Origin of the sequence: Polyangium sp. 6x1 (assembly GCF_029946515.1) — a bacterium.
Taxonomy (GTDB): domain Bacteria; phylum Myxococcota_A; class Polyangia; order Polyangiales; family Polyangiaceae; genus Polyangium.
Window position 1 is genome coordinate 54,893 of the sequence record NZ_JARZHH010000021.1, and the last position, 18,933, is coordinate 73,825.

At 70.1% G+C, this 18,933-nt stretch carries 16 protein-coding genes; 11 read left to right on the forward strand and 5 right to left on the reverse strand.

What is annotated here, in order from left to right; translation table 11 throughout:
- Positions 1 to 38: 38 nt before the first annotated feature.
- On the forward strand, positions 39 to 2,417 hold the full coding sequence (locus tag QHF85_RS20790) for a protein kinase (protein ID WP_281328987.1): 2,379 nt from the start codon (positions 39 to 41) through the stop codon (positions 2,415 to 2,417).
- Here QHF85_RS20790 and QHF85_RS20795 read toward each other — a convergent pair.
- Positions 2,414 to 3,556 (reverse strand): FIST C-terminal domain-containing protein, encoded by a 1,143-nt coding sequence (locus tag QHF85_RS20795; protein WP_281328988.1) that lies wholly within the window; start codon positions 3,554 to 3,556, stop codon positions 2,414 to 2,416. The two genes, QHF85_RS20790 and QHF85_RS20795, sit on opposite strands and share 4 nt — an antisense overlap.
- Before the next feature lie 88 nt (positions 3,557 to 3,644).
- Between QHF85_RS20795 and QHF85_RS20800 the strand changes: the two genes are divergently transcribed.
- Entirely contained in the window at positions 3,645 to 4,463 is an 819-nt protein-coding gene (locus QHF85_RS20800) for a protein phosphatase 2C domain-containing protein (protein ID WP_281328989.1), read from the forward strand.
- Between the two features lie 126 nt (positions 4,464 to 4,589).
- Positions 4,590 to 5,594 carry a D-alanine--D-alanine ligase gene (locus QHF85_RS20805; protein ID WP_281328990.1) on the forward strand — a complete coding sequence of 335 codons (1,005 nt, stop codon included), beginning with the start codon at positions 4,590 to 4,592 and terminating at the stop codon, positions 5,592 to 5,594.
- 324 nt (positions 5,595 to 5,918) lie between these two features.
- Here QHF85_RS20805 and QHF85_RS20810 read toward each other — a convergent pair whose 3' ends face one another.
- Positions 5,919 to 6,599 (reverse strand): sterol desaturase family protein, encoded by a 681-nt coding sequence (locus QHF85_RS20810; RefSeq protein ID WP_281328991.1) that lies wholly within the window; start codon positions 6,597 to 6,599, stop codon positions 5,919 to 5,921.
- A 147-nt stretch (positions 6,600 to 6,746) separates the two neighbouring features.
- Here QHF85_RS20810 and QHF85_RS20815 point away from each other — a divergent pair, with 147 nt between their 5' ends.
- Both QHF85_RS20815 and QHF85_RS20820 read left to right on the forward strand, forming a co-directional pair.
- The gene (locus QHF85_RS20815; RefSeq protein ID WP_281328992.1) at positions 6,747 to 8,204 is read left to right on the forward strand and encodes a DUF4912 domain-containing protein; all 1,458 of its coding nucleotides are present in this window, start codon (positions 6,747 to 6,749) and stop codon (positions 8,202 to 8,204) included.
- A 60-nt stretch (positions 8,205 to 8,264) separates the two neighbouring features.
- A complete protein-coding gene (locus QHF85_RS20820) occupies positions 8,265 to 9,233 on the forward strand; it encodes a hypothetical protein (RefSeq protein WP_281328993.1) in 969 nt (322 codons plus the stop codon).
- Positions 9,234 to 9,341: 108 nt separating this feature from the next.
- Here the strand turns inward: QHF85_RS20820 and QHF85_RS20825 are convergent, their stop codons facing one another.
- From QHF85_RS20825 to QHF85_RS20835, 3 genes are read right to left on the reverse strand one after another with little or no spacing between them, the layout of a single operon-like run.
- Positions 9,342 to 10,265 (reverse strand): hypothetical protein, encoded by a 924-nt coding sequence (locus tag QHF85_RS20825; protein ID WP_281328994.1) that lies wholly within the window; start codon positions 10,263 to 10,265, stop codon positions 9,342 to 9,344.
- A gap of 48 nt (positions 10,266 to 10,313) precedes the next feature.
- Positions 10,314 to 11,711, reverse strand: a complete 1,398-nt coding sequence (locus QHF85_RS20830; protein ID WP_281328995.1) for a cytochrome c biogenesis protein CcdA — start codon at positions 11,709 to 11,711, stop codon at positions 10,314 to 10,316.
- A gap of 57 nt (positions 11,712 to 11,768) precedes the next feature.
- Complete coding sequence (locus QHF85_RS20835; RefSeq protein WP_281328996.1) at positions 11,769 to 12,674, reverse strand: tetratricopeptide repeat protein; 906 nt, start codon at positions 12,672 to 12,674, stop codon at positions 11,769 to 11,771.
- Between the two features lie 122 nt (positions 12,675 to 12,796).
- Between QHF85_RS20835 and QHF85_RS20840 the strand changes: the two genes are divergently transcribed.
- The 6 genes from QHF85_RS20840 to QHF85_RS20865 all read left to right on the forward strand — a co-directional run bounded on the left by QHF85_RS20840 (position 12,797) and on the right by QHF85_RS20865 (position 18,928).
- Entirely contained in the window at positions 12,797 to 13,132 is a 336-nt protein-coding gene (locus QHF85_RS20840) for a hypothetical protein (RefSeq protein WP_281328997.1), read from the forward strand.
- Positions 13,120 to 13,467, forward strand: a complete 348-nt coding sequence (locus tag QHF85_RS20845) for a hypothetical protein (RefSeq protein WP_281328998.1) — start codon at positions 13,120 to 13,122, stop codon at positions 13,465 to 13,467. Before QHF85_RS20840 ends, QHF85_RS20845 begins: the two co-directional genes overlap by 13 nt.
- Before the next feature lie 142 nt (positions 13,468 to 13,609).
- Entirely contained in the window at positions 13,610 to 14,452 is an 843-nt protein-coding gene (locus QHF85_RS20850) for a hypothetical protein (RefSeq protein ID WP_281328999.1), read from the forward strand.
- 28 nt (positions 14,453 to 14,480) lie between these two features.
- Positions 14,481 to 16,133, forward strand: coding sequence for a DUF2254 family protein (locus QHF85_RS20855; protein ID WP_281329000.1), 1,653 nt, complete (start codon positions 14,481 to 14,483; stop codon positions 16,131 to 16,133).
- Positions 16,134 to 16,190: 57 nt separating this feature from the next.
- Positions 16,191 to 17,558 (forward strand): hypothetical protein, encoded by a 1,368-nt coding sequence (locus QHF85_RS20860; RefSeq protein WP_281329001.1) that lies wholly within the window; start codon positions 16,191 to 16,193, stop codon positions 17,556 to 17,558.
- A gap of 32 nt (positions 17,559 to 17,590) precedes the next feature.
- A complete protein-coding gene (locus tag QHF85_RS20865; RefSeq protein ID WP_281329002.1) occupies positions 17,591 to 18,928 on the forward strand; it encodes a hypothetical protein in 1,338 nt (445 codons plus the stop codon).
- Positions 18,929 to 18,933: the final 5 nt, after the last annotated feature.

Here is an 18,933-nt window from a genome sequence, read left to right on the forward strand (position 1 = left end):
ACGAGGCCCAGATCGGTTAGCCTGCGTCGCAGCAGTACATGACCGACTTCAAGGCGACCCCATCGTTCTCCGATCCCCTCAGCGAGGCGCCGACAGGCCTGGTCCTCTCGAGCGCGCCAGGCGATCGCGTCGCCGGGCGATACACGCTGCTCGGTCTGCTCGGGATCGGCGGGATGGGCAGCGTCTACCGCGCCCGCGACGAGGAGCTCGACGAGGTCGTGGCCCTGAAGGTGCTGCGGCAAGACCTCGTGAACGAGCCCGGGATGCTCGAACGGTTTCGCCGCGAAGTGAAGCTCGCGCGCCGCGTCACCCACAAGAACGTCGCCCGCGTCTTCGACATCGGCGAGCACGGCGCCGACAAGTACCTGACCATGGAATACGTCGAGGGCGAGCCCCTCAACGTGATTGTCGCGCGGCAAGGCGCGATGTCGGTCGGGCGCGTCGTGGAGATCGCGACTGCGATCTGCGCAGGTCTCGCCGCCGCGCACTGCGCGGGCGTCGTGCACCGGGATCTGAAGCCCGAGAACGTGCTCATGGCGAAGGACGGGCGCGTGGTGATCACCGATTTCGGCATCGCGCGGATGCACGAGCCCGAAGGGGCGCGGACGCAGGTCGGCGCGGTGATCGGGACACCGGCGTACATGGCGCCCGAGCAGGTGCAAGGGCTCGCCGACATCGACGCGCGCGCGGACATCTACGCGCTCGGCGCGATGCTGTACGAGCTTTTCACCGGGGAAAAGGCGTGGCGCGGGGAGTCGATCGTGAGCATCGCCGCGGCGCGGCTCGTGCAGCCGCCGCCGGATCCACGCGCGAAGCGGCACGATTTGCCGACGGCATGCGGGACGCTCGTCCTCAAGTGCATGGCGCGTGATCGCGACGAGCGATATCGCACGGCGCAGGAGGTGGCCGAGGAGCTCACGAGCCTGACCCTGCCGGCCATGAACAAGTTGCCGCCCGTCGCGACGCTGGTGACGCCGTCCGCGACGCCCACGCCGAGCGGAGGCACGCCGCCGCCCGCCGCGCAGACGTCGCCGGGCGAGAAGACGGTCGCCGTGCTGCCGTTCCGGAACAGCGGGCCGCCGGACGACGATTACCTCGCGGAAGGGCTCACCGACGATCTGATCGATACGCTGTCGATGACGCGCGGGCTGAAGCTCCGGCCGCGCGGCGTGGTGATGCGTTTCAAAGGCGTCGATCAGGATCCACGCGAGATTGGGCGCGAGCTCGCCGTGCAGGTCGTCGTCGAGGGCAGCGTGCGCAGGACGCCCGCAGGCATGCGCATCAGCGCGCGCGTGCTCAGCGTGGCCGACGGGTTCCAGCTCTGGGCGAAGCGATTCGACCGGCCGGAGAAAGATCTCTTCGTGGTGAACGACGAGGTCGCGAAGGCGATCGCCGACGCGCTGACCGTCGACATGGCCCAGCCCGCGCGCGAGTCGCCGACGGATCCCGTGGCCGTCGAGCTCTACCTGAAGGCGCGCGTCGAGTACCGGAAGTTCTGGGTGCAGCACGTGCGCGAAGCCGTGAAGCTGCTCGAACAAGCGCTCGAACGCGCGCCGAACGATCCGACGATCCTGTCCGGCTACGCGAGCGCGCTCGCGCGGATGTCGTTCTTCAACGGCGACAGCGCGGTGCAGGCGAAACAAGCCGCCGAGCGCGCGCTCGCGGCGGCGCCGCACCTCGCAGAGGCGCACCTCGCGATGGCGCACGGGCTGTTCCAGTCGGGCGACGGTCCCGGCGCGATACGGAGCGCGCGCCAGGCGATCACGCGCGCGCCCGCGCTCGCCGAGGCGCACGGGCTCATCGGGATGATCCTGTCGGAGTCGGGTCCGCTCGACGAGGCGGCGCGCGTGCTCGAGACGGCGCGGTCGCTCGATCCAGCGGGGCCCTCGGTGGCCCGGAACCTCGTGCGTGTCTTCGTGCTGCGCGGCGACTGGGACGGCGCGCGAAAGCTCCTCGATCACGTGCGCACGGTCGAGGGCGAGTTCCCGTACTTCGCGGCCCTGACGCGGTACGCGATGTGGCTTCGCGACGAGGCCCTCTCGAAGGACGTCGCCGAGCGGCTGCGGGACGTGAAGACCGACGCGCCGATCCAGGTGGCGATCCGCGACGCGCTGGTCGACAAGATCTCGCCGTTCGACTCGCCGATCTTCCAGGAGGCGGTGGCGAACCGCGACGGCGGATGGAGGCGGAACGCGTACTTCCGGCAGGTCGAGGTCGAGCTCGCGATGTACGTGGGCGACGTGGCGCGCGCGGTCTCCTCGATCGTGCCCTGCGCGCAGAGCGGGCTCATCGATCTCCTGTGGATGGATCGTTGCCCGCTGCTCGAGCCGCTCCGCGGGACGCCGGAGTTTCAGGCCGCGCGCGTGATGGTCGACGAGCGGGTGTCGCGGATGCTCGAAGCGTGGCGCGCGGGTTAGCTCGGCGAGCGGAAGAGCGCGAGCACGCTCGTGTAAAGGTCGAGCCGTGAGGGACGGCCTTCCCGCGGGCTGATCTCGAAGGCCGCGTGCATGCCGGCGATCGGGAGGTCGCCGAAGCGCTGGCGGAGGATCCGCACCTCGGCGTCGGGCACGCCGTGCAAGCTCTGGCCGCGGCCCGCGCACGTCAGGTAGAGGGCGAAGCGCGGCGCCGCGCCGAGCGCGTTCTTGGAGACCACGCGCGCCATCGTTTCGAGGTCGGTCTTTGCCGTCTGGGCGTCCCGCACCGCGAACGCCATGTGGAGCCCGGGGCGCGCGTCCGCGCCGATCATCACGCCCCGCCGCGAGGGATCGATCCCTCGCACGGGCCGGATCACGAAGCGCGGGCGTCCGTCGTCCGTGACGTCGTCCGGCTCGACGAGCGCGGCGAACACGAGCGGCGAGGGCGCGCCGGGGCTCGCGGCGCCGGGCGCGCAGCGCGAGAGCTCGTCGAGCGCGGCGCGTCCGCCGAGGCGCATCACCATGCCCGCGTTGACCTCCTCGATCGGCGCGAGATCCGAGACGAGGCGGCACGCAGGCGAGGACGCGACGATCGGCGAGGCGAGCCCCTTCAGCGTCATCCCCACGGCGCGGGCCGCGCGCTCTTCGCCCTCCGCCGTGATCACCATGCCCCCTGCGCCCACGGTGCCGGCGCCGAAGACACGCGCCGAGGGCGCCGCGACCGCGAGGCCTTCGAGCAGGCTCGTGTCGAAGCCGTCGGCCCGGTGGAAGAGCAGCGCCGAGGAAGGGCGCGCGCCGAGCGCTTGCCCGATCGACTCGCCGAGCGCGCGCGGTGCATCCTCCGCGTCGCCGAGCGCGAACGGCGTCGCTTGTCCTCCGCTCCAGAGGAGGCCACTCGCGGCGGGGACTCCTTCGAGCTCGGCGCGCTCGTGCAGCACGCCGGCGCCGGGGACGAGCACGGTCGGCACACCTTTCCATGCGCTCGCCACGCGGCTCGCGAGCGCGCGGAGGTGCGGCACGAGTGGGCCCGTCACGAAGACGAGCCCACCTGCCGGAGAGGGGACGGCTGCGCGTGTCTCCCGAAGCACGCGGAAGAGCCCGTCGGGAGACGTCACGCTCGTGCAAAAGCTCCGCGCAGACATGGGTGACGAGGGAGTCTACCCGAGCGGACGGGCCTCTCGACAGGGGGGCCCGGGGCGGATTATCGTCGGAAGAAGCACGAGCTCCACGATGAGCACACCGCACGACCGGAACGACGCTTTGCGTCAGAACGAGGCGCCGACGCTCTGTGGGCGGTGGCCCGTCCGTTCCGCGGCGCAGACCGACATCGGCAAGCATCGCAAGGGCAACGAGGACGCCTTTTTCCACGACGACGAGCTCGGGCTCTACATCGTGGCGGACGGGATGGGCGGCCATGCTGCGGGCGAGGTCGCGAGCCATCAGGCGGTGGACACGATCCACGGGATGGTGAAGCGCGGGATCACGGCGCTCGGGACCATCGACGGGGAGCTCGACGAGGCGCAGGGGCGCGCGGCCTGCCGGATCATGGAGGGGGCGATCCAGGCGGCGACGTACCTCATCTACGCGATGGCGGAGCTCGAGCGCGACAAGCTCGGGATGGGCACGACGATCAGCGCGGCGCTCTTCCTCGGTCGATCGCTCGTGACGGGGCAGGTGGGTGATAGCCGCATCTACCAGATCCGCGAGGGCACCGCGGTGCAGCTCACCGAGGATCACACGCTCCTCGCCTGGCAGATCAAGCAAGGCCTGCTGACGCCTGCGGAGGCGGCGAAGGCCACGCACAAGAACGTGATCACGCGCGCGGTGGGCAACCGGGACTACGTCGAGGTGGACAAGGCGGTGATCTCGGTGCGGGCCGGGGATCGGTACCTGCTCTGCTCGGATGGCCTGCACGGCTACCTGCGGACCGAGGAGATCCCGGAGATCGCGGCGCTCGGTGCGAGCGAGGCGGTGACGCGGTTCATCGACCTCGCGAACGGGCGAGGCGGGAAGGACAACATCACGGCGGTCCTCGTCGAAGTTGTCTGATTTCCGAACGACCTCGCGCAGATCCGAAGTTGTCCGTTTTGTTGACCCCTTCATCCATTGTCTGATACCCGCCGACTTGAAGGTCGTGACGTGGTCCGAGCGTTCACGCCGACGGAGGTGGATTCGATGAAGAGGCGATCGATGCGGAGGCGGGTCGGCGTGATCATGGGCGGCTCGTCGTCGGAGCTGTCTGCCGGGCATGCCGTCGCGGAGGCGCTGTCGGCGCGTGGCCACGAGGTGGTGCGCCTGTCGCTCGGCGAGAGTTACGGTCCCGACCTCGCGTCCGTGGTCCAGAAAGCCCGGATCGACGTGGCCTTCCTGGCCCTCTCCGGCCGCATGGGCGAGGACGGCTGCGTGCAGGGGCTCCTCGAGCTGCTCCGCATCCCGTACACGGGCTCGTCCGTGCTCGCGAGCGCGCTCGCGATGGACAAGCTGAAGGCGAAGGAGATGTTCCGCCTGCACAACGTGCCGACGCCGCCGTACTACACGGTGTCGGAGGACGCGGACCTCACGGACCTCGAAGGCCTGCACGGCTCGTTCGGGTTCCCGGCGATCGTGAAGCCGCGCGGCGAGGGTTCGAGCCAGGGCGTGAGCCGGGTGACGAACCTCGACGAGCTGCGGGCGGCGCTCGAGCAGGCGTTCGAGTACGACGACATTGCGCTCGTGGAGCGGTTCGTGACGGGCGTGGAGATCAACGTCGCGATCCTCGACGGGCAGGTGCTCGGCTCGGTGGAAGTGGCGACGCCGAAGGCGATGCTGGAGGGGCCCGGGGCGGAGCTCGTGAAGGTGGCGCTCTCGCCGCAGCGCGAGCGCAACGTGCAGAACCTGGCGGAGCGCGCGGCGCGTGGGCTCGGCTGCACGGGCGCGGTGCGGGTCGACCTGCTCGTGACGGCGGGCGAGAACGAGTACGTGCTCGAGGTGAACACGCTGCCGGCGCTCTCGCCGGACGGCCTGCTCGCCCGCGCGGCGGCGGCGAAGGGCTACGATTTCGGCGAGCTCTGCGAGACGGTGCTCGACGGCGCGAAGCTGAACCAGCCGGCACGCCGGAAGACGCCGGTGGAGACGCTCGCGGCAGGCGGGTTCCGCGCGAACGCGGCGGCCCCGGTCGCGATGATGAAGTCGGTGGGCTGAGCCCAGCTCTCGCCCCCGCTCCCCGAAACCCCCAAAAATCATCTCTCGTGCCCATCGACGCGCGCCCCGGGCCGCTGGTCATCGTGGACAGCGGCGGTTGATGCGCGTCGAGGCGGCGCTGATCATCGTGATCCGCGTGGGTCGACGCGCGTCGAGGGCCGCTGGTCATCGTGACCAGCGGGTGTTGATGCGCGCCCCGGGCCGCTGGTCATCGTGACCAGCGTGTGCTGATGCGCGTCGGGGCGGCGCTGGTCATCGCGACCAGCGGCGGTTGACGCGCGCCTCCGGGCGCTGGTCATCGTGACCCGCGTGGGTGGACGCGCGTCAGCCTTCTCGGTCGTCGTTTCTCGGCTGACGGAGCGTCCCGAAGAGCCAGTCGCAGAGCGGGAACGTGATGTTGAAGTTCTCGTGCGCCATGCGGCCGAGGTCGTGATGGAGCGCGTGCCTCCGGCGCAGGGCGCGGACGAGGGGGCTTCGCGCGACGAGCGAGCGCTCCGGCAGGTGGTAGGCGAAGTGGAGCCACTCGTAGGTCAGGAAGTACGCCATGGCGGTGGCGACGAAGAGCCAGCCTGTGTTCGGAGTGGCGACGGCGAAGAGGAGGAGCGCGACGGGTAGGGCCACGCCGCCGAGGACCACGAGGATCATCACGGGGGGAAAGAGCACGAGGGAGAAGTCGGCCGCGGAGTCGCAGGCCATCGCCTCGTGCGTGAAGAAGCGGTGGTGCCGCAGGGTGTGGCGCTCGTAGAGGATCGGCAGGAGCTTCTTGCGGCGGTGCATCGGGCCGCGGTGCACGAGGTACTCGACGAGGTTCGCGAACAGGAAGGTGCTCGGTACGACGAGCGCTTCGAGGAGCCGGACACGCTCGACGCGAGAAGCGGCGTACACGACGACGGCGAGCGAGGCGAGGCTCGTGAACGCGAAATGCGCCCAGCCGGACGCGCGCGTGCCCGGCCTTCGTTCGACGCGGTCCTGGCCGCGGAAGGCGAGCACATGAGGCGGCGTCATGCTTCGAAGTCTAGTGCGAGGCCGCCCGGGGCTCGGCGGTTTTCCGAAGGCATTCTGCGGGGATGCTCCGGACGAACGGAATCGACGAATGGCTCCCCGCCTGGGACGCTCTCGTCGCGTCACGCTTCGTGCTAGGTTGCGCACGAAATGGAGCGGCACGAGCTCGAGAGTTTGACGCGGGAGGAGCTGATCGCGCTGGCAGAAGAGCTCGGCGTGGCCCGTCCGCGCGCGCTCACGATGCCGGAGCTCGTGGACGAGATCGTGACGCGCACGGCGCGGAGCGAGCGGGACCGCGCGAGGTCGCGTGGATGGATGGGGCGAGCGAGGGATCTGCTCGTCGGCGTGATCGAGCGAGGTCTGCATCTGCCCGACGTGGCGAGCGCCGTGCGGAGCGCGCCGCCCGCGAAGGGCTGGCCGACGGCGCCGCCCCCGCTCGCGACGGTGACGCTCGCGGAGATCTACGCGGCGCAGGGGTTCGTGGACAAAGCGATCGGCGTGCTCGACGAGGTGCTCGCGCGGGAGCCCGAGCACACGGAAGCGCGCGTGCTGAGGCAGCGGCTCGTCGCCGGAGGAGCGGCGTCCGCCGTCGATGAAGAGATGCGGGAGGAAGCCGTGACCACGCCAAGCGAGACGGACAGCGAACCCCAGCCAACCGAAGATGTGAGCACGACGGAAGCCGCGGTCGTCGAGGTCGCGGCGGAAGCGAAGGCGGAAGCGGAAGCGGCGCCGGTCGCGGAAGCGGAAGCGGAAGCGGCGCCGGTCGCGGAAGCGGAAGCGGAAGCGGCGCCGGTTGCGGTTGCGGAAGCGGCGCCGGTTGCGGTTGCGGCAGCGGAAGCGGCGCCGGTCGCGGCAGCGGAAGCGGAAGCGGCGGAAGCGCCTGCGTGGGCCGCGCAAGAGGCGGACGCCATCGATGAGCTGCCGCTGCCCGAGCGCTACGACGTCGACGAGATCGTGGCGATCGCCGTCGATCCCGCGACGATCTACCTCTACTGGGAGGTGCGCCCCGTGAGCCTCGCGCGCGCGCGAGCGCGGCACACCGACGGCTCGCTCGTGGTGCGCATGATCCAGGTCACGCCGAGCTGGGATGGTCCGATCGTCGAGCAGCGGGATCTGCGCATCGACGCGCTCTTCGGGGATGCCTACCTCCGCAACTTGCGCCCGGGATCCAACGTGCGCGTCAGCATCGGCTGGCTCGCGCACGGTATGTTCGAGCCCTTCGCCATCGGCGCCGAGGTGATGACGTCGCGGAGCGAACCCACGACGTCGGTCTCGCTCCGCGTCGCGCGATGGACGCCCGAGCGACGCGCGGCCGGCGCGGTCGGCGTCGCGGCTGCACAGGCGGTTCGCGCCGAGGCCAGGGCGCCCGGGCCTGCCGAGATCGAAGCGATGCTCGGGCCGATCCTCACGGGCACCCCGGCCCCCGCGCAGGCGGGCGCCGCGGGGCGGATCGAGGCGATCGGCGATCGATGGCCCACGCTGGATTTCGGTGACCGCGGCGCGTCGGTCGGGGCTTCGAGGCCGAACGAGCTTCCGCGCGGCGGCGCGAGCGAGCTTCCGCGTGGCGGCGCGAGCGAGCAGGTTCGTCCCGGAACCCGCGAACGGTAGATCGCGACGACCCTCGTCGGATCACGCGCAACTCGTCGCGGCCCGCGTCGATGTAGGCGCATGGTCCAACGAGTTTGCTCCGAGGTTCGGTCTTCCAGTCTCCTGGCCCTTGCCGCCGCGCTCCTCGTGATCGTGCACGTGACGCCGGCGCGCGCGGCGTCGACGTCGCTGGACGACGATTGGGCGTTTCACGCGGTCGCGGATCTCGACGACGCCTCCACGCACGAGCTCTGGAGCGACGGCGCGTCACAGGGATCGCTCTGGGTCTCGTTGCAGGCGTCGTTCGTGCGTCGCGACGAGGGGAAAAACGATCTCGGCGCGATGGTGCTCGTCGGGGTTCCGCTCGAACGTCTCGCCGAGTCCGCAGGGACGCGGCGCGCGCGTGGTCGCGTGGCCAAGGCCACGAGCGCGGATCCGGCCGCGCCCTCGAAGGAGCCCGCGCCTCCCATCGATCCACAGGCGCCGCCGGAGGCACCACGCGCGATGCCCGAGCTCTCGATCTCGCCGGCCGTCGCGCGCGCCGTCGTGTCGGCGGCGATCGAGCATGCGCGCCTCGAAGAGCACGTCGCGCGTGTCGATCGCGTGGCTTCCCGTGCACGCGCGTCCGCCCTCTTGCCCGAGCTTCGGCTGCGCGTGACGCGCCTGCTCGACGAGTCGCGCGCGCTCGCGCCGACGGAGTACGATCCGGATCGCGTCACGGCCTCCGGTGGATCGAGCCTGTGGCTCGAAGCGCGGGCGACGTTTCGCCTCGACCGGCTGGTCTTCGCCGATGAGGAGGTCGCGCTCGAGCGCCTCCGCGAGGAGCGCGCCGGCGCGAGGCACAAGCTCGAAGCCCGTGTCCTCGAAGCGCTCTTCACGTGGCAACGCGCGTGCGTGGAGCGAGACGACGAGGCGCGTGATCCCGAGGTGCGGACACGCGCGACGCTGACGGCGATGGAGGCGGAGAGCACGCTCGACGTGCTGACGGGCGGCTTCTGGTCGCGGTGGAAGGCGACGCGGAGCGGAGAGGGCGCGACGGCGACGCGATGATCGTGCGCCGATTCGTCGGCGCCGAGATCGCGAAGCGAGCTCGCTCGGGGGGTGAATCGTCTGGGCTTTGCCCAGACGACAGGGGGACGCGAGGCGTCCCCCTCGGGACTAGAGGATGTCGGACGACAGCTTCACCCAGCGCTCGGCCGTGCCGACGTCGCCGTCCTTGTCCTTGACGCTGGCCTTCACGAGCAGCGTCTTGCCGAGGAGCTGCTGGATGTCCGTCCCGCCGTCGAGCTGGAAGCGCAGGCCGTAGAGCTTGCAGTACCCGCCCTCGTCGGGGTCGAACGTGAAGATCACGGTGAACGGGTTGATGTCGAGGTTGAGCTCGTCGACGTGGCCCGACAGCGTCGTGATGCTGCCGGACTGGCGCAGGTTCTTCATGCGCAGCGCGATCCAGATGTGATGGCCGCCCTGCGGACCTGCCTCGATCTGCGCGAGATCGTAGTCGCTCGTCGGCAGGTAATCGGCCTGCCCCTTGCCCACGAGGAGCGTCGGCGGGCCATCGTTCGGCTTGCAGGTGTCGGCCTTTCCCTTGGACCAGTCGGAGCGGTAGTCCTCGAGCACCGCGGAGCTCACGTACGAAGCGCCGCAGACGCCGCCGGTACACGTCTGCGACGCGTCGCAGCTCGGGGCCGTCGAGCCGGCACACGCGGCGGCGAGGTCGACGCGCAAGAGGAGCGTGCGGCCCGCCTGGATCGTGCTGCCCGCGGTGCGGACGAGGAGCGGCGTGCTCGTGCTGCCGAAGGCCTCGATCTCGATGTCGACGTCATCGCCGTTTTCGAGGTCCGCGAAGCCGATCTCGAGCGGGAGCTGAAAGGGAGACGCGCCGTCGGAGAAGAGATCCTCTTCGGTGACGATCGCGCCGTTGACCTTGCGGATCACGTGCAGGCGCAGGACGTCCACGCCGACGCGCAGATCACTCGTGACGCCGACGACGAGGCTGCCCCGGAGCGGTTCACCGCCGGAGCAACCAGGAAGGACGAGGAGGAGCGTGACGAGGAGGGAGAGAAGCCGGATGACGATACCCATGACGGACCTCGCGACAGGGGAGGATGCGAGGTGGCGTGGGCGCGTCGGTCAGTCGATGCCTTCGATGGCCTTGAGGAACTTCTCGGCAGGGACGAACTCGGTGAACCGCTGCCGCTCCTTGCCATTCGAGTCGTAGATGACCACCGTCGGGAGCCCGACCACCCCGTACTTCTTCTTCACCTGATCCACCTGCGGATCCTCGTCGTCGGTCGCGTCGAACTTGACCGCGACGAAGTTGCCCGCCTTTTCCATGACGCGTGGATCGGAGAAGGTGTGCTTCGTGAACTCTTTGCAAGCGCCGCACCAGTCGGCCGTGAAGTCGACCATGAGGGGACGCTTCTCGCGCTGCGCCCTCTCCGTCGCGTCCTTCTCCGAGTGCTCCCACGCGAGGAGCTTCTTCCCCGGCGCCGTCTCCACCGTCGCCACGATGTGCGGCGTCTCGGGGGGCAGCTCGATGCTGATCCAGAGGACGAAGCCGCCGGCCGTCGCCGCCGCGATGCCGAGCGCCTTGCGGATCTTCACGCCAAGGCCGCCGTCGCTCCAGTCGAGGTGCACCGCGCCGAGCAGGATCCCGAAGAGGATCGCGCCGCCGCCCGCCACCATGAACATCGTGTCATGGCGTGCCACCTTGGTCATCGCGGGGATCGCGTAACGCAGGAAGTAGAGCGCGCAGACGAGCAGCACGGTCCCGAAGAACGACTTCACCGAGACCATCCACTTGCCGCTCTTCGGTAGGCCGACCGCGAACGCGCCGACGAGGAAGAAGGGCAGGCCGAGGCCGAGCGCGTAGCAGAAGCCCACGAGCGCGCCGAGCACCACGCTCTGCGTCTTGCCGATCCAGAGCAGCACGCCGGTGAGCACAGGGCCCGTGCACGGCGCGGCGATCAGGCTGCTCACGAGGCCGAGCGCGAACGCGCCGCCGTAGCCGACGCCGCCGACGCTGGAGAGCCGCTGCATCAAGCTATCGGGCAGCGTGAGCTCGAAGGCGCCGAACATCGACGCGGCCATCGCGCCCATCACGAGCGCGATGCCGACGTTGACCCACCACTTCTGGAGCGCCGAGCCGAAGAGGCCACCCGTGAGCGCCGCGCCGACGAGCAGCGTGGTGAAGAGGACCGCGATGCCCATGACGAACGAGAGCGAGAGCAGCACGGCCTGTTTGCGGCTCGACGCCTGCTTGGCCCCGAAGACGCTGACCGTGATCGCGATCATCGGGTAGACGCAGGGCGTGAGGCACGTGAGGAGGCCACCGGCGAACGCACCCACCGCGCCGCCGATGAGGCCGTAGTCCTCGCGCAGGCGTGTGAAGAGGTCGCGGCTGTCCTCGGCTGCGAAGGCCGCGGACGGCGAGAGCAAGAGCACCCCGAGCGCGAGCGCTGCGAGGGCGAGCGGCGCGAGCGATCGCGGCGCAGACAGAGCGTGAGCACGTCGAAAGGCGGGTCGCACGGCGCGTATGTTACCAAAGGGTCGGACGTTCGGCCCGAGCCACGAGCAAGACGCGCTTCAAACCTCCGGGAGGCGAGCGAGCGCCTGGCGGGCGGCCTCGATCTCTCCGCGCAGCGCGATGGCGGCGGCCCTGCGGCCGGACGTGGTGCGTTCGACGAAGGCCTCGAGCCAGCGGCGGGCGTCGTCCGGTCGGCCGGCATGCAAGGCCAGGAGGCCGAGCACGAAGCGGCCGTACCCCTGGCCCGCGGGCGCGACGGCGAGCCTCTCGATGAGCTCGCCGATCCCGTCGACGTCTTGTCCGAGCGCGAGCCGCGAGAGCGCGAGGTGCCCCTGGTAGAGAGGCTTGTCCGTCGTGCCCCAGCGCGCGGCGCGCGACATCGCGGCGATCGCCTCGGAGTAGCGGTGGTGCAGGTAAAACAGGCTGCCGAGGGTCCAGTAGTGAAACGCCTTGCGGCTCGCGGGGCCGATGCGCGCGGCGAGGCGCAGATGCGCGGCCGCGCCCTCGACGTCGCCGAGCGCCTGTTTTGCGCGCGCGGCGTCCTGATGCCCGACGTCGGGCAGCACGTCGAGCGTGAGGGCTTGCTCGGCGATCGCGGCGGCCTGCACGAAGCGGCCCTCCTCGTAATAGGCGAGGTAGAGCTGGCGGAGCAGCATGGCCTGCGTCGTGCGATCGAGCTGCGCGCGGGTCGCGAGGCCGCGCCGGGCCCAGAGCGCGCGCGAGCGCGGCGTCGGCGCTTCGAGCGCGCGGCGGAGCATGTCCTCGGCGAGCACGGACTTCGGCCGCGCGGGCCGCTTCTTCGTCGCGACCTTCACGCGCTCACGCCGCGCGGAAACTTTTTCCGTGGCAGCGGCAGGGACGTCCGGCTCGCGTTCGCGCGAGGAGCGTCGCGGCGCCTTTGGCTTGGCCGTCTTCCCCGCTCCTGCGGGGGCGAAGGAAGCTGGGTTGTCCTTCGCCTTGCTCACGGATCGAGATTAGCAAGGCCTCTACAAGCGTCCAGAATTCGGGCGGGGCCCTTGGTGCGAGGCCGTGCCCCCCGCGCGGCGAGGTTGCGCCGTGGGCGGAGGCACGCCAAGGTCTCGACGCCATGGGCCAGCGGGTAACGGAGCAGGGTGGTTCGAGCGCGAGGAGGGGCCTCGCCGGGGCCTCCCTGATGCTCGCGCTCGGGTTCTTCGGGGTCGGGTGCGGTCGCCCGGCGACGCGCGCCGAGTGTGACGAGATCTTCGACAAGAGCGCCGCGATCGAGCTCGCCGCGCAGAACGTCACCGACCCGGCCGAGGTGCAGAAGCGAACGGCCGCCGTCCGCGCCGCGCGGGGCGACGAGCTCGTCAGCAAGTGCGTCGGCCGCAGGATCACGCAGCGCGCGATGGAGTGCGTGCGCAAGGCCGGGACGGCCGAGCAGGTCGATCGGTGCCTGGAATGAGCGCGCCGGCGAGCCGCGCCGAGGTGATCGCGACGGTCGTGATCGTGCTCCTCGTCGTGGGGTTCGTCCTGTCGAAGCCGATTCGCCGCTCCCTGGCGGCGCACCCGACGCCTGACACGTGCGCGGCCCTGCTCGATCGTTACGTGGAGCACATCGTCCACGCCATCGACGAGAAGCCCCCTGCATCGGAGCTCGTCGCGCGCAAGACCCAGGCGCGGACGATCGCCTCGACAGATCCCAAGTTTGCTCGCTGTCCGGTGTACCTCACCGTCGACGAGGCCGAGTGTGCGATGCGTGCGAACAACGCCGACGAGTTCGAGCGATGTCTTCCCTGAGGAAGGACGACAATCCGGGAGAGCCGCGCCGCCCGGCGCGCAGGATTCCAGCTGTCGTGTCGATCCGCGCGTCGTTTCCTGGTCGCGTCGGCGGACCCTATGGTAGGGTCTCTTCGGGCCTTCAGGAGCCTTATCGATCGCCGTGAAAGTCATCTCACCGCTTCTCGGCTTCAACAACAACGTCAAACACAAGGGACGTGTCTTCCATATTCAAACGGAAGACTCGGGGCACCGTCACCCGCACGTGATCACGCATCTTTTTGCGGACGGCGGGCGCATCCTGAAGACCCTGAAGACCTCCTACGCGGAGCACCTCAACGAGGCGAACGTGCAGGAGATCGTCCGTCAGCTGATGAAGGATCAGCACAAGGCGATGTTCGTCGCTTTGCGAGACGGGCAGTTCGACCACATTTTCGAGGAGAAGACCGAGGCCGCAGCGCCCGCTCCGGCGCCTGCGCCGGTCGCCGCGGCGCCCGCGCCCGCTCCTCCCGCGCCCGAGCCCGCGGCGCCTCCGCCGAGCTTCAAGCCGGATCTGCCGCAGCGGCCCTCCGTGCTGATGAACGCGTCGGATCTGCAGGCCGCGCTTCGTGGCAATCCGCCGCCTTCGCCGCGGCCGCCGCTCGCGTCGGTGTCGCCTGCGGACATCGATGCCTCGCTGGCCGGGCTCGAGCAGCAGATGAAGCCGGCCGAGACGCCGGCGTTCGTGCAGCAGACGCAGGACGTCCCGCCGCCGCCCACGTCGGTCAAGAAGGGCGGCGCGCTCTTCACGGCGGGCGTCTACCGCGCGCTCGGCACGCCGGAGCCCGCGTCGTCGCCGTCCTCGGCGGGTCGATACGCGCAGACGCGCCCGCCGGCCATCTTCGCGACCGCGCGTCCCGCGCAGGGAACCTCGATCTTCGGAGAGGATCTCATCAGCGAGAAATCGCTCGACGAGGTCATCCTGAGCTACTTGGCCGAGGACCTCGAGGGCGGCGAGAGCCCGTAGCCGCGCTCTCGTCCTCTCGAGGAGGCCCGTGCGTAAAGCTCGCCTCGCGTTCTCGAAGAGCTTGTGGCTCTACCCGCTGTCGATCCTCGCGATCGTCAGCGTGACCGCGTTCGTCGCGCTCCGCCTCGTCGATCTCTCGCGCACGCAGCCCGGCGGCGTGACCGCGCTCTTCGACGCGATGTCACCCGACGACGCGAGCCGGATCATGGGCGGCGCGGGCGAGGTGATCGCGGCGATCCTCGGGATCGTCATCACGGTCGCGTCGATCATCGTGCAGCTCGCGGCGACGCGGTACACGCCGCGCATCACGGACATGTTCTTTCGGGACCGTACGAATCGCGCGGTGATCGCGTTCTTCGTGGTCTCGGCGGTCTTCTCGCTCTGGGTGAACTACGCGATCCGGCAGGCGCCCGATCCCGCGCACTCGTTCGTCCCGCGCTTCGGCGTCATGGGCTCGATCGTGCTGCTCACGCTGAGCCTGCTCGTGATGGCGCCGTACTTCAATTACGTCTTCGACTTCCTCGAGCCCGACAAGATCGTCGAGCGCATCCGCAGAGGCGGCGTGGCGCAGGCGCTGCTCCGTTCGCGCGGCGAGTCCGAGGAAGAGGTCGACGGCCGGCGCATGACCGCGCTCTCGGCGCTCGAGCACCTCGCCGACATCGGGCTCAACGCGATCGAGCAGAAGGACAAGGGCATCGCCTCGAACACGGTCGACGCGATCTGCGATCTCGTCGTCGCGTACATGCCGCACAAGCGCGAGCTCGACGATCGCTGGTTCTCGATCCGCGGGCGGCTCCTCAAGGACGCGGACTTCGTGAGCATGAACGAGGTCGCGCTCGGCAAGCTCCAGAGCGATCGCACCTGGCTCGAATACAAGGCGCTGCGGCAGTTCTTGATGGTCTATCGCGAGGCGCTCACGGAGATGCCCGACATCGTCAACCGCATCGCGATCGGCACGCGGTACATCGGGCTCGCGGCGCTCGCGGCGGAGGATCGGGCCGCGCTCGCCACGGTGATCAAGTTCTTCAACACGTACATGCGCCGCGCGCTGAACGCGCGGGACGTGCCGGCGGCGTACAACTGCCTGAACCAGTACCGCTACCTCGGCGAGAAGATCCTCTCGCAAGGATGGGGCGACGAGGCGCTCCGGATCGCGGGGCACTTCAAGTACTACGCGCAGACGGCCCACGGGATGAAGCTCGCGTTCGTCACCGAGACCGTGGCCTTCGACCTCTGCGCGCTGAACGAGCTCGCCTACGATCTCGGCGCGGACGTGCGCGACGAGCTCTTGCAGATCTTCCTCGAGGTCGACAAGGAGGCCGAGGTCGCGCAGCAGGAGCAGTCGCTCCGCGGCGTGCGCAAGGCCCAGGTCAAGCTCGCGACGTACTACCTGCAGAAGGGCGAGATCGATCTGGCGCGGCGGATCCACGCCGACATGCGCGACGAGCGGCCCGATCGGCTGCGCTCGATCAAGAACGAGATGCTCTCCGTGACCACCAACGAGTTCTGGGAGATCAACGATCGGGGGGTGGTCTTCGAGTACATCGAGCCGGAGAGGCACGCCCATCTGCACGAGTTTTTCGAGTGGTTTCCCCATCTCGACGGGGCGCGGCGCGAGGCGGGCGGGTCGAAACCGCCCGCTCCCTTGGGCCTCACGCCCGGCGGCGCGCACGAAGGCTGACCTGGGCGCCGCGTATTTCCGACGCAAAACGGCCGGGTCCGGGGGTAGACTGCTCGCATGATCGGGCGGACGGCCCGCTACGTTTTGGTCCTTTCGGCGCTCCTCGGCGCGGGCTGCACGCCCGAGCTCGGCGACGTGCCGTTCGCGTGCGAAGCCGGCGGGCTCTGCCCCGAAGGGTACTCGTGCCAGGCGACGGTTTGCGTGCGTGACGGCGCCAGCCCCACGAGCCGCAGGCCGAAGCGCGTCGCCTGGATCAACCCACCCGAGATGTTCTGGCTCTCGGCCGAGGGCGAGGGCGCGACGCTGATCGTGAACGACGGCTTCACCCCGGGCGCGCGCGGGATCTACGAGATCCACGTCTCGCCCGAGGGCAAGCTGTCCGAGCCACGCGCGCTCTTCACGTACGGCGGCGCGACGATCTCCTCGGCCGTGGTGCCGCTGCCGGACGGTCGTTACGGCGTGGTGCTCGTGCGTTTCCCGAACGTCGAGTCCGACGAGACGACGCTCGAGCTGCTCGGGATCGAGCGCACGTCGGCGAGCGGCTCGACGCCCGCCGTGGAAAAACTCTTCTCGACGACGACGCCGTTCCTCGGCGGCGTGGAGCCTCCGTACGTCGGCGCCGCGATCGACGGGACCACGCTGAACATCGCGTGGACCGTGCCGTCCGGCGGCGGGCGCGTCGAGGTCTTGCACCTCGAACGACAGGGCTCGCTCTGGAACCCCACGTGGAAGGCGTCGGCGAGCCTGCCGGCCAACGTGCCGCCGCTCTCCGGCGACTGCCAGATCTTCCGCGACGAGGGCGGCATGCTCACGGTGCGCGTGGGCTTCGAGAGTTACGCGCTCTCGACGCTGGATCCCGCGACCGCGATGGGCGGCATGGGCTCGATGACCGACTTCGCGCCGACCACCGACGAGCCGCTCTTCGGCTGGAAAGACGGCGTCTTCGCGCTGCGGCGCGGCGACTACGATCCGGCGAAGGCGACGTACGCCGTGAGCTACGTGTTCACCTCCGCGATGGGCATGGCCACGGAGGACAAGGGCTTCACGCTGCCGGACACGACGACGCCTTTCGTGGGCAGCCCGTTCGAGGGAGGCGCGCTCGTCGCGCCGGTGTCGCGTGATCCGGCGATGCCGACGATCGACGTCGCGTGGCGCTCGCCGACGGAGCCTCTGCGGATCGTGGCGAGCGTGCCGCGAACGAGCACGGGCGGGGTCTTCACGGCGCGCGCGTTTGGCCTCGGCGACAAGGCGTACGTCGCGTGGACCGAGTTCTACGAGTCGAACATGGACCTCTGGATCGGCGTGTCGGATCTGCGTCGCGGGGGCATGGGGACGCTCCTCGGTCGATCGGCGCGCGTGCGGGGGCTCTCGCGGCCGAGCGGAGGGACGCGGATCGAGAAGGCGGAAGGACAGGGGGCACCTTGAGGGGATCGAGGGGACGGGTTCTTTCGGGCGCCATGGTGGCTGCGCTCGGGATGTTCGGGGCGGGCTGCGGGGAACTTTCGTACGGGGAGATGCCGGCGCTCTGCGCGGAGGGCGGCGCTTGCCCCGAGGGATACGACTGCATCCACGGCGTCTGCGCGCTGCCGGGCACGCCCGTTCCGATCACCGTCGGCGCCGTCCCGTACCTGCGTGGATCGGACGTGCGCATCGTGCCGCAAGCCTCGGGCGTGCTCGTCGTGTGGGAGACGTATGCGTACTCCGACGAAGGGCAGCGCTTCGTGGGCGCGCGCGTGGCGCCCGACGGCGCCGTGAGCCCGCGCATGGACATCGTGGGTCGCTTCGTCGCCGACGCCGAGTCGCTCGAGCCTTACTTCGACGTCCTGCCCGTGAGCGGTGATCGCGTGCTCGTGGCGATCAGCGCGCCTTCGCTCCCCGACGATCCCATTCTCGAGCCGCGCCTCGTCACGTACCGCGTCGATCTGCCGCCGGAGGGCCGCGAGGATCAGCCGGCGTCGTTCGAGTCCGCGTGGGCTGCGGAGGAGCGCCTCGCGACCGTGGGGTATGGCGCGGTGAGCTTTCCGAAGCTCCTTCACCGCGGCGATCGTGTCGAGCTCGGCTACGTGCGATCGCGGACGACGATCCTCGACAACAACCTCGAGACGATCGCGGAGCTCGCGGTCTTCTCGATGCAGGAGGACGGGACGCTCTTCGCGCCCGATCCCACGTATCACCCAGCCCGCGCGCAGCTGCCCGTCGCCGTCGGCGTCCTCGGCGCGTTCGCCGTGAACACGGGCGCGTGGTGGATCCTCGACAACGAGCGGCCGAGCGCGGTGCTCTTGCCCGACGACGGCGGCGAAGCCGAGGTGAAGCTCGGTCGCCTCGCGGTCCCCGTCGCCGCCGATGCCGCGTCGCTCACGTACGTCGAGCCCTCGTCGCGCACGGGGGACAAACAGCCGACGGATCCCGTGTCGGGACCGGCCGAGCTGCGCACGGTCGCGGCGCCCGTGATCGGAGATCCCATGCCGCCGAGCGAGGCCTCGATCGGCGCGCTCCCCGGCCTGCGCGACACGCCGCGCCCTGCGTGGATCGGCCGCGAAGGCGCAAAGCCCATCCTCGTGACGCCCGGCGAGGCCGTCGATGCGCCCGAGCTCGCGGTTTACCTCGTCGATCCGGCGACCGCCGCGACGACGCGCGTGGCTTCGATTCCGCGGCTCTCGACGCGCAGCATCGGCGCGCTCCATGCGGTCCTCACCTCGGGCAAGCTCTTCGTCGGCTGGCTCGAGACGGACGAAACATCGGCCACGATCCGCATGGCCATCCTACCCGAGCCCGAGCCCCCGGCGGCACCTTGAGGCGC

Bases quoted from the DNA above. Each gene is read 5' to 3' on its own strand.
- QHF85_RS20790 (WP_281328987.1), top strand. From the start codon at position 39: ATGACCGACTTCAAGGCGACCCCATCGTTCTCCGATCCCCTCAGCGAG.
- QHF85_RS20795 (WP_281328988.1), bottom strand. From the start codon at position 3,556: ATGTCTGCGCGGAGCTTTTGCACGAGCGTGACGTCTCCCGACGGGCTC.
- QHF85_RS20800 (WP_281328989.1), top strand. From the start codon at position 3,645: ATGAGCACACCGCACGACCGGAACGACGCTTTGCGTCAGAACGAGGCG.
- QHF85_RS20815 (WP_281328992.1), top strand. From the start codon at position 6,747: ATGGAGCGGCACGAGCTCGAGAGTTTGACGCGGGAGGAGCTGATCGCG.
- QHF85_RS20860 (WP_281329001.1), top strand. From the start codon at position 16,191: ATGATCGGGCGGACGGCCCGCTACGTTTTGGTCCTTTCGGCGCTCCTC.
- QHF85_RS20820 (WP_281328993.1), top strand. From the start codon at position 8,265: ATGGTCCAACGAGTTTGCTCCGAGGTTCGGTCTTCCAGTCTCCTGGCC.
- QHF85_RS20805 (WP_281328990.1), top strand. From the start codon at position 4,590: ATGAAGAGGCGATCGATGCGGAGGCGGGTCGGCGTGATCATGGGCGGC.
- QHF85_RS20865 (WP_281329002.1), top strand. From the start codon at position 17,591: ATGGTGGCTGCGCTCGGGATGTTCGGGGCGGGCTGCGGGGAACTTTCG.
- QHF85_RS20810 (WP_281328991.1), bottom strand. From the start codon at position 6,599: ATGACGCCGCCTCATGTGCTCGCCTTCCGCGGCCAGGACCGCGTCGAA.
- QHF85_RS20840 (WP_281328997.1), top strand. From the start codon at position 12,797: ATGGGCCAGCGGGTAACGGAGCAGGGTGGTTCGAGCGCGAGGAGGGGC.
- QHF85_RS20825 (WP_281328994.1), bottom strand. From the start codon at position 10,265: ATGGGTATCGTCATCCGGCTTCTCTCCCTCCTCGTCACGCTCCTCCTC.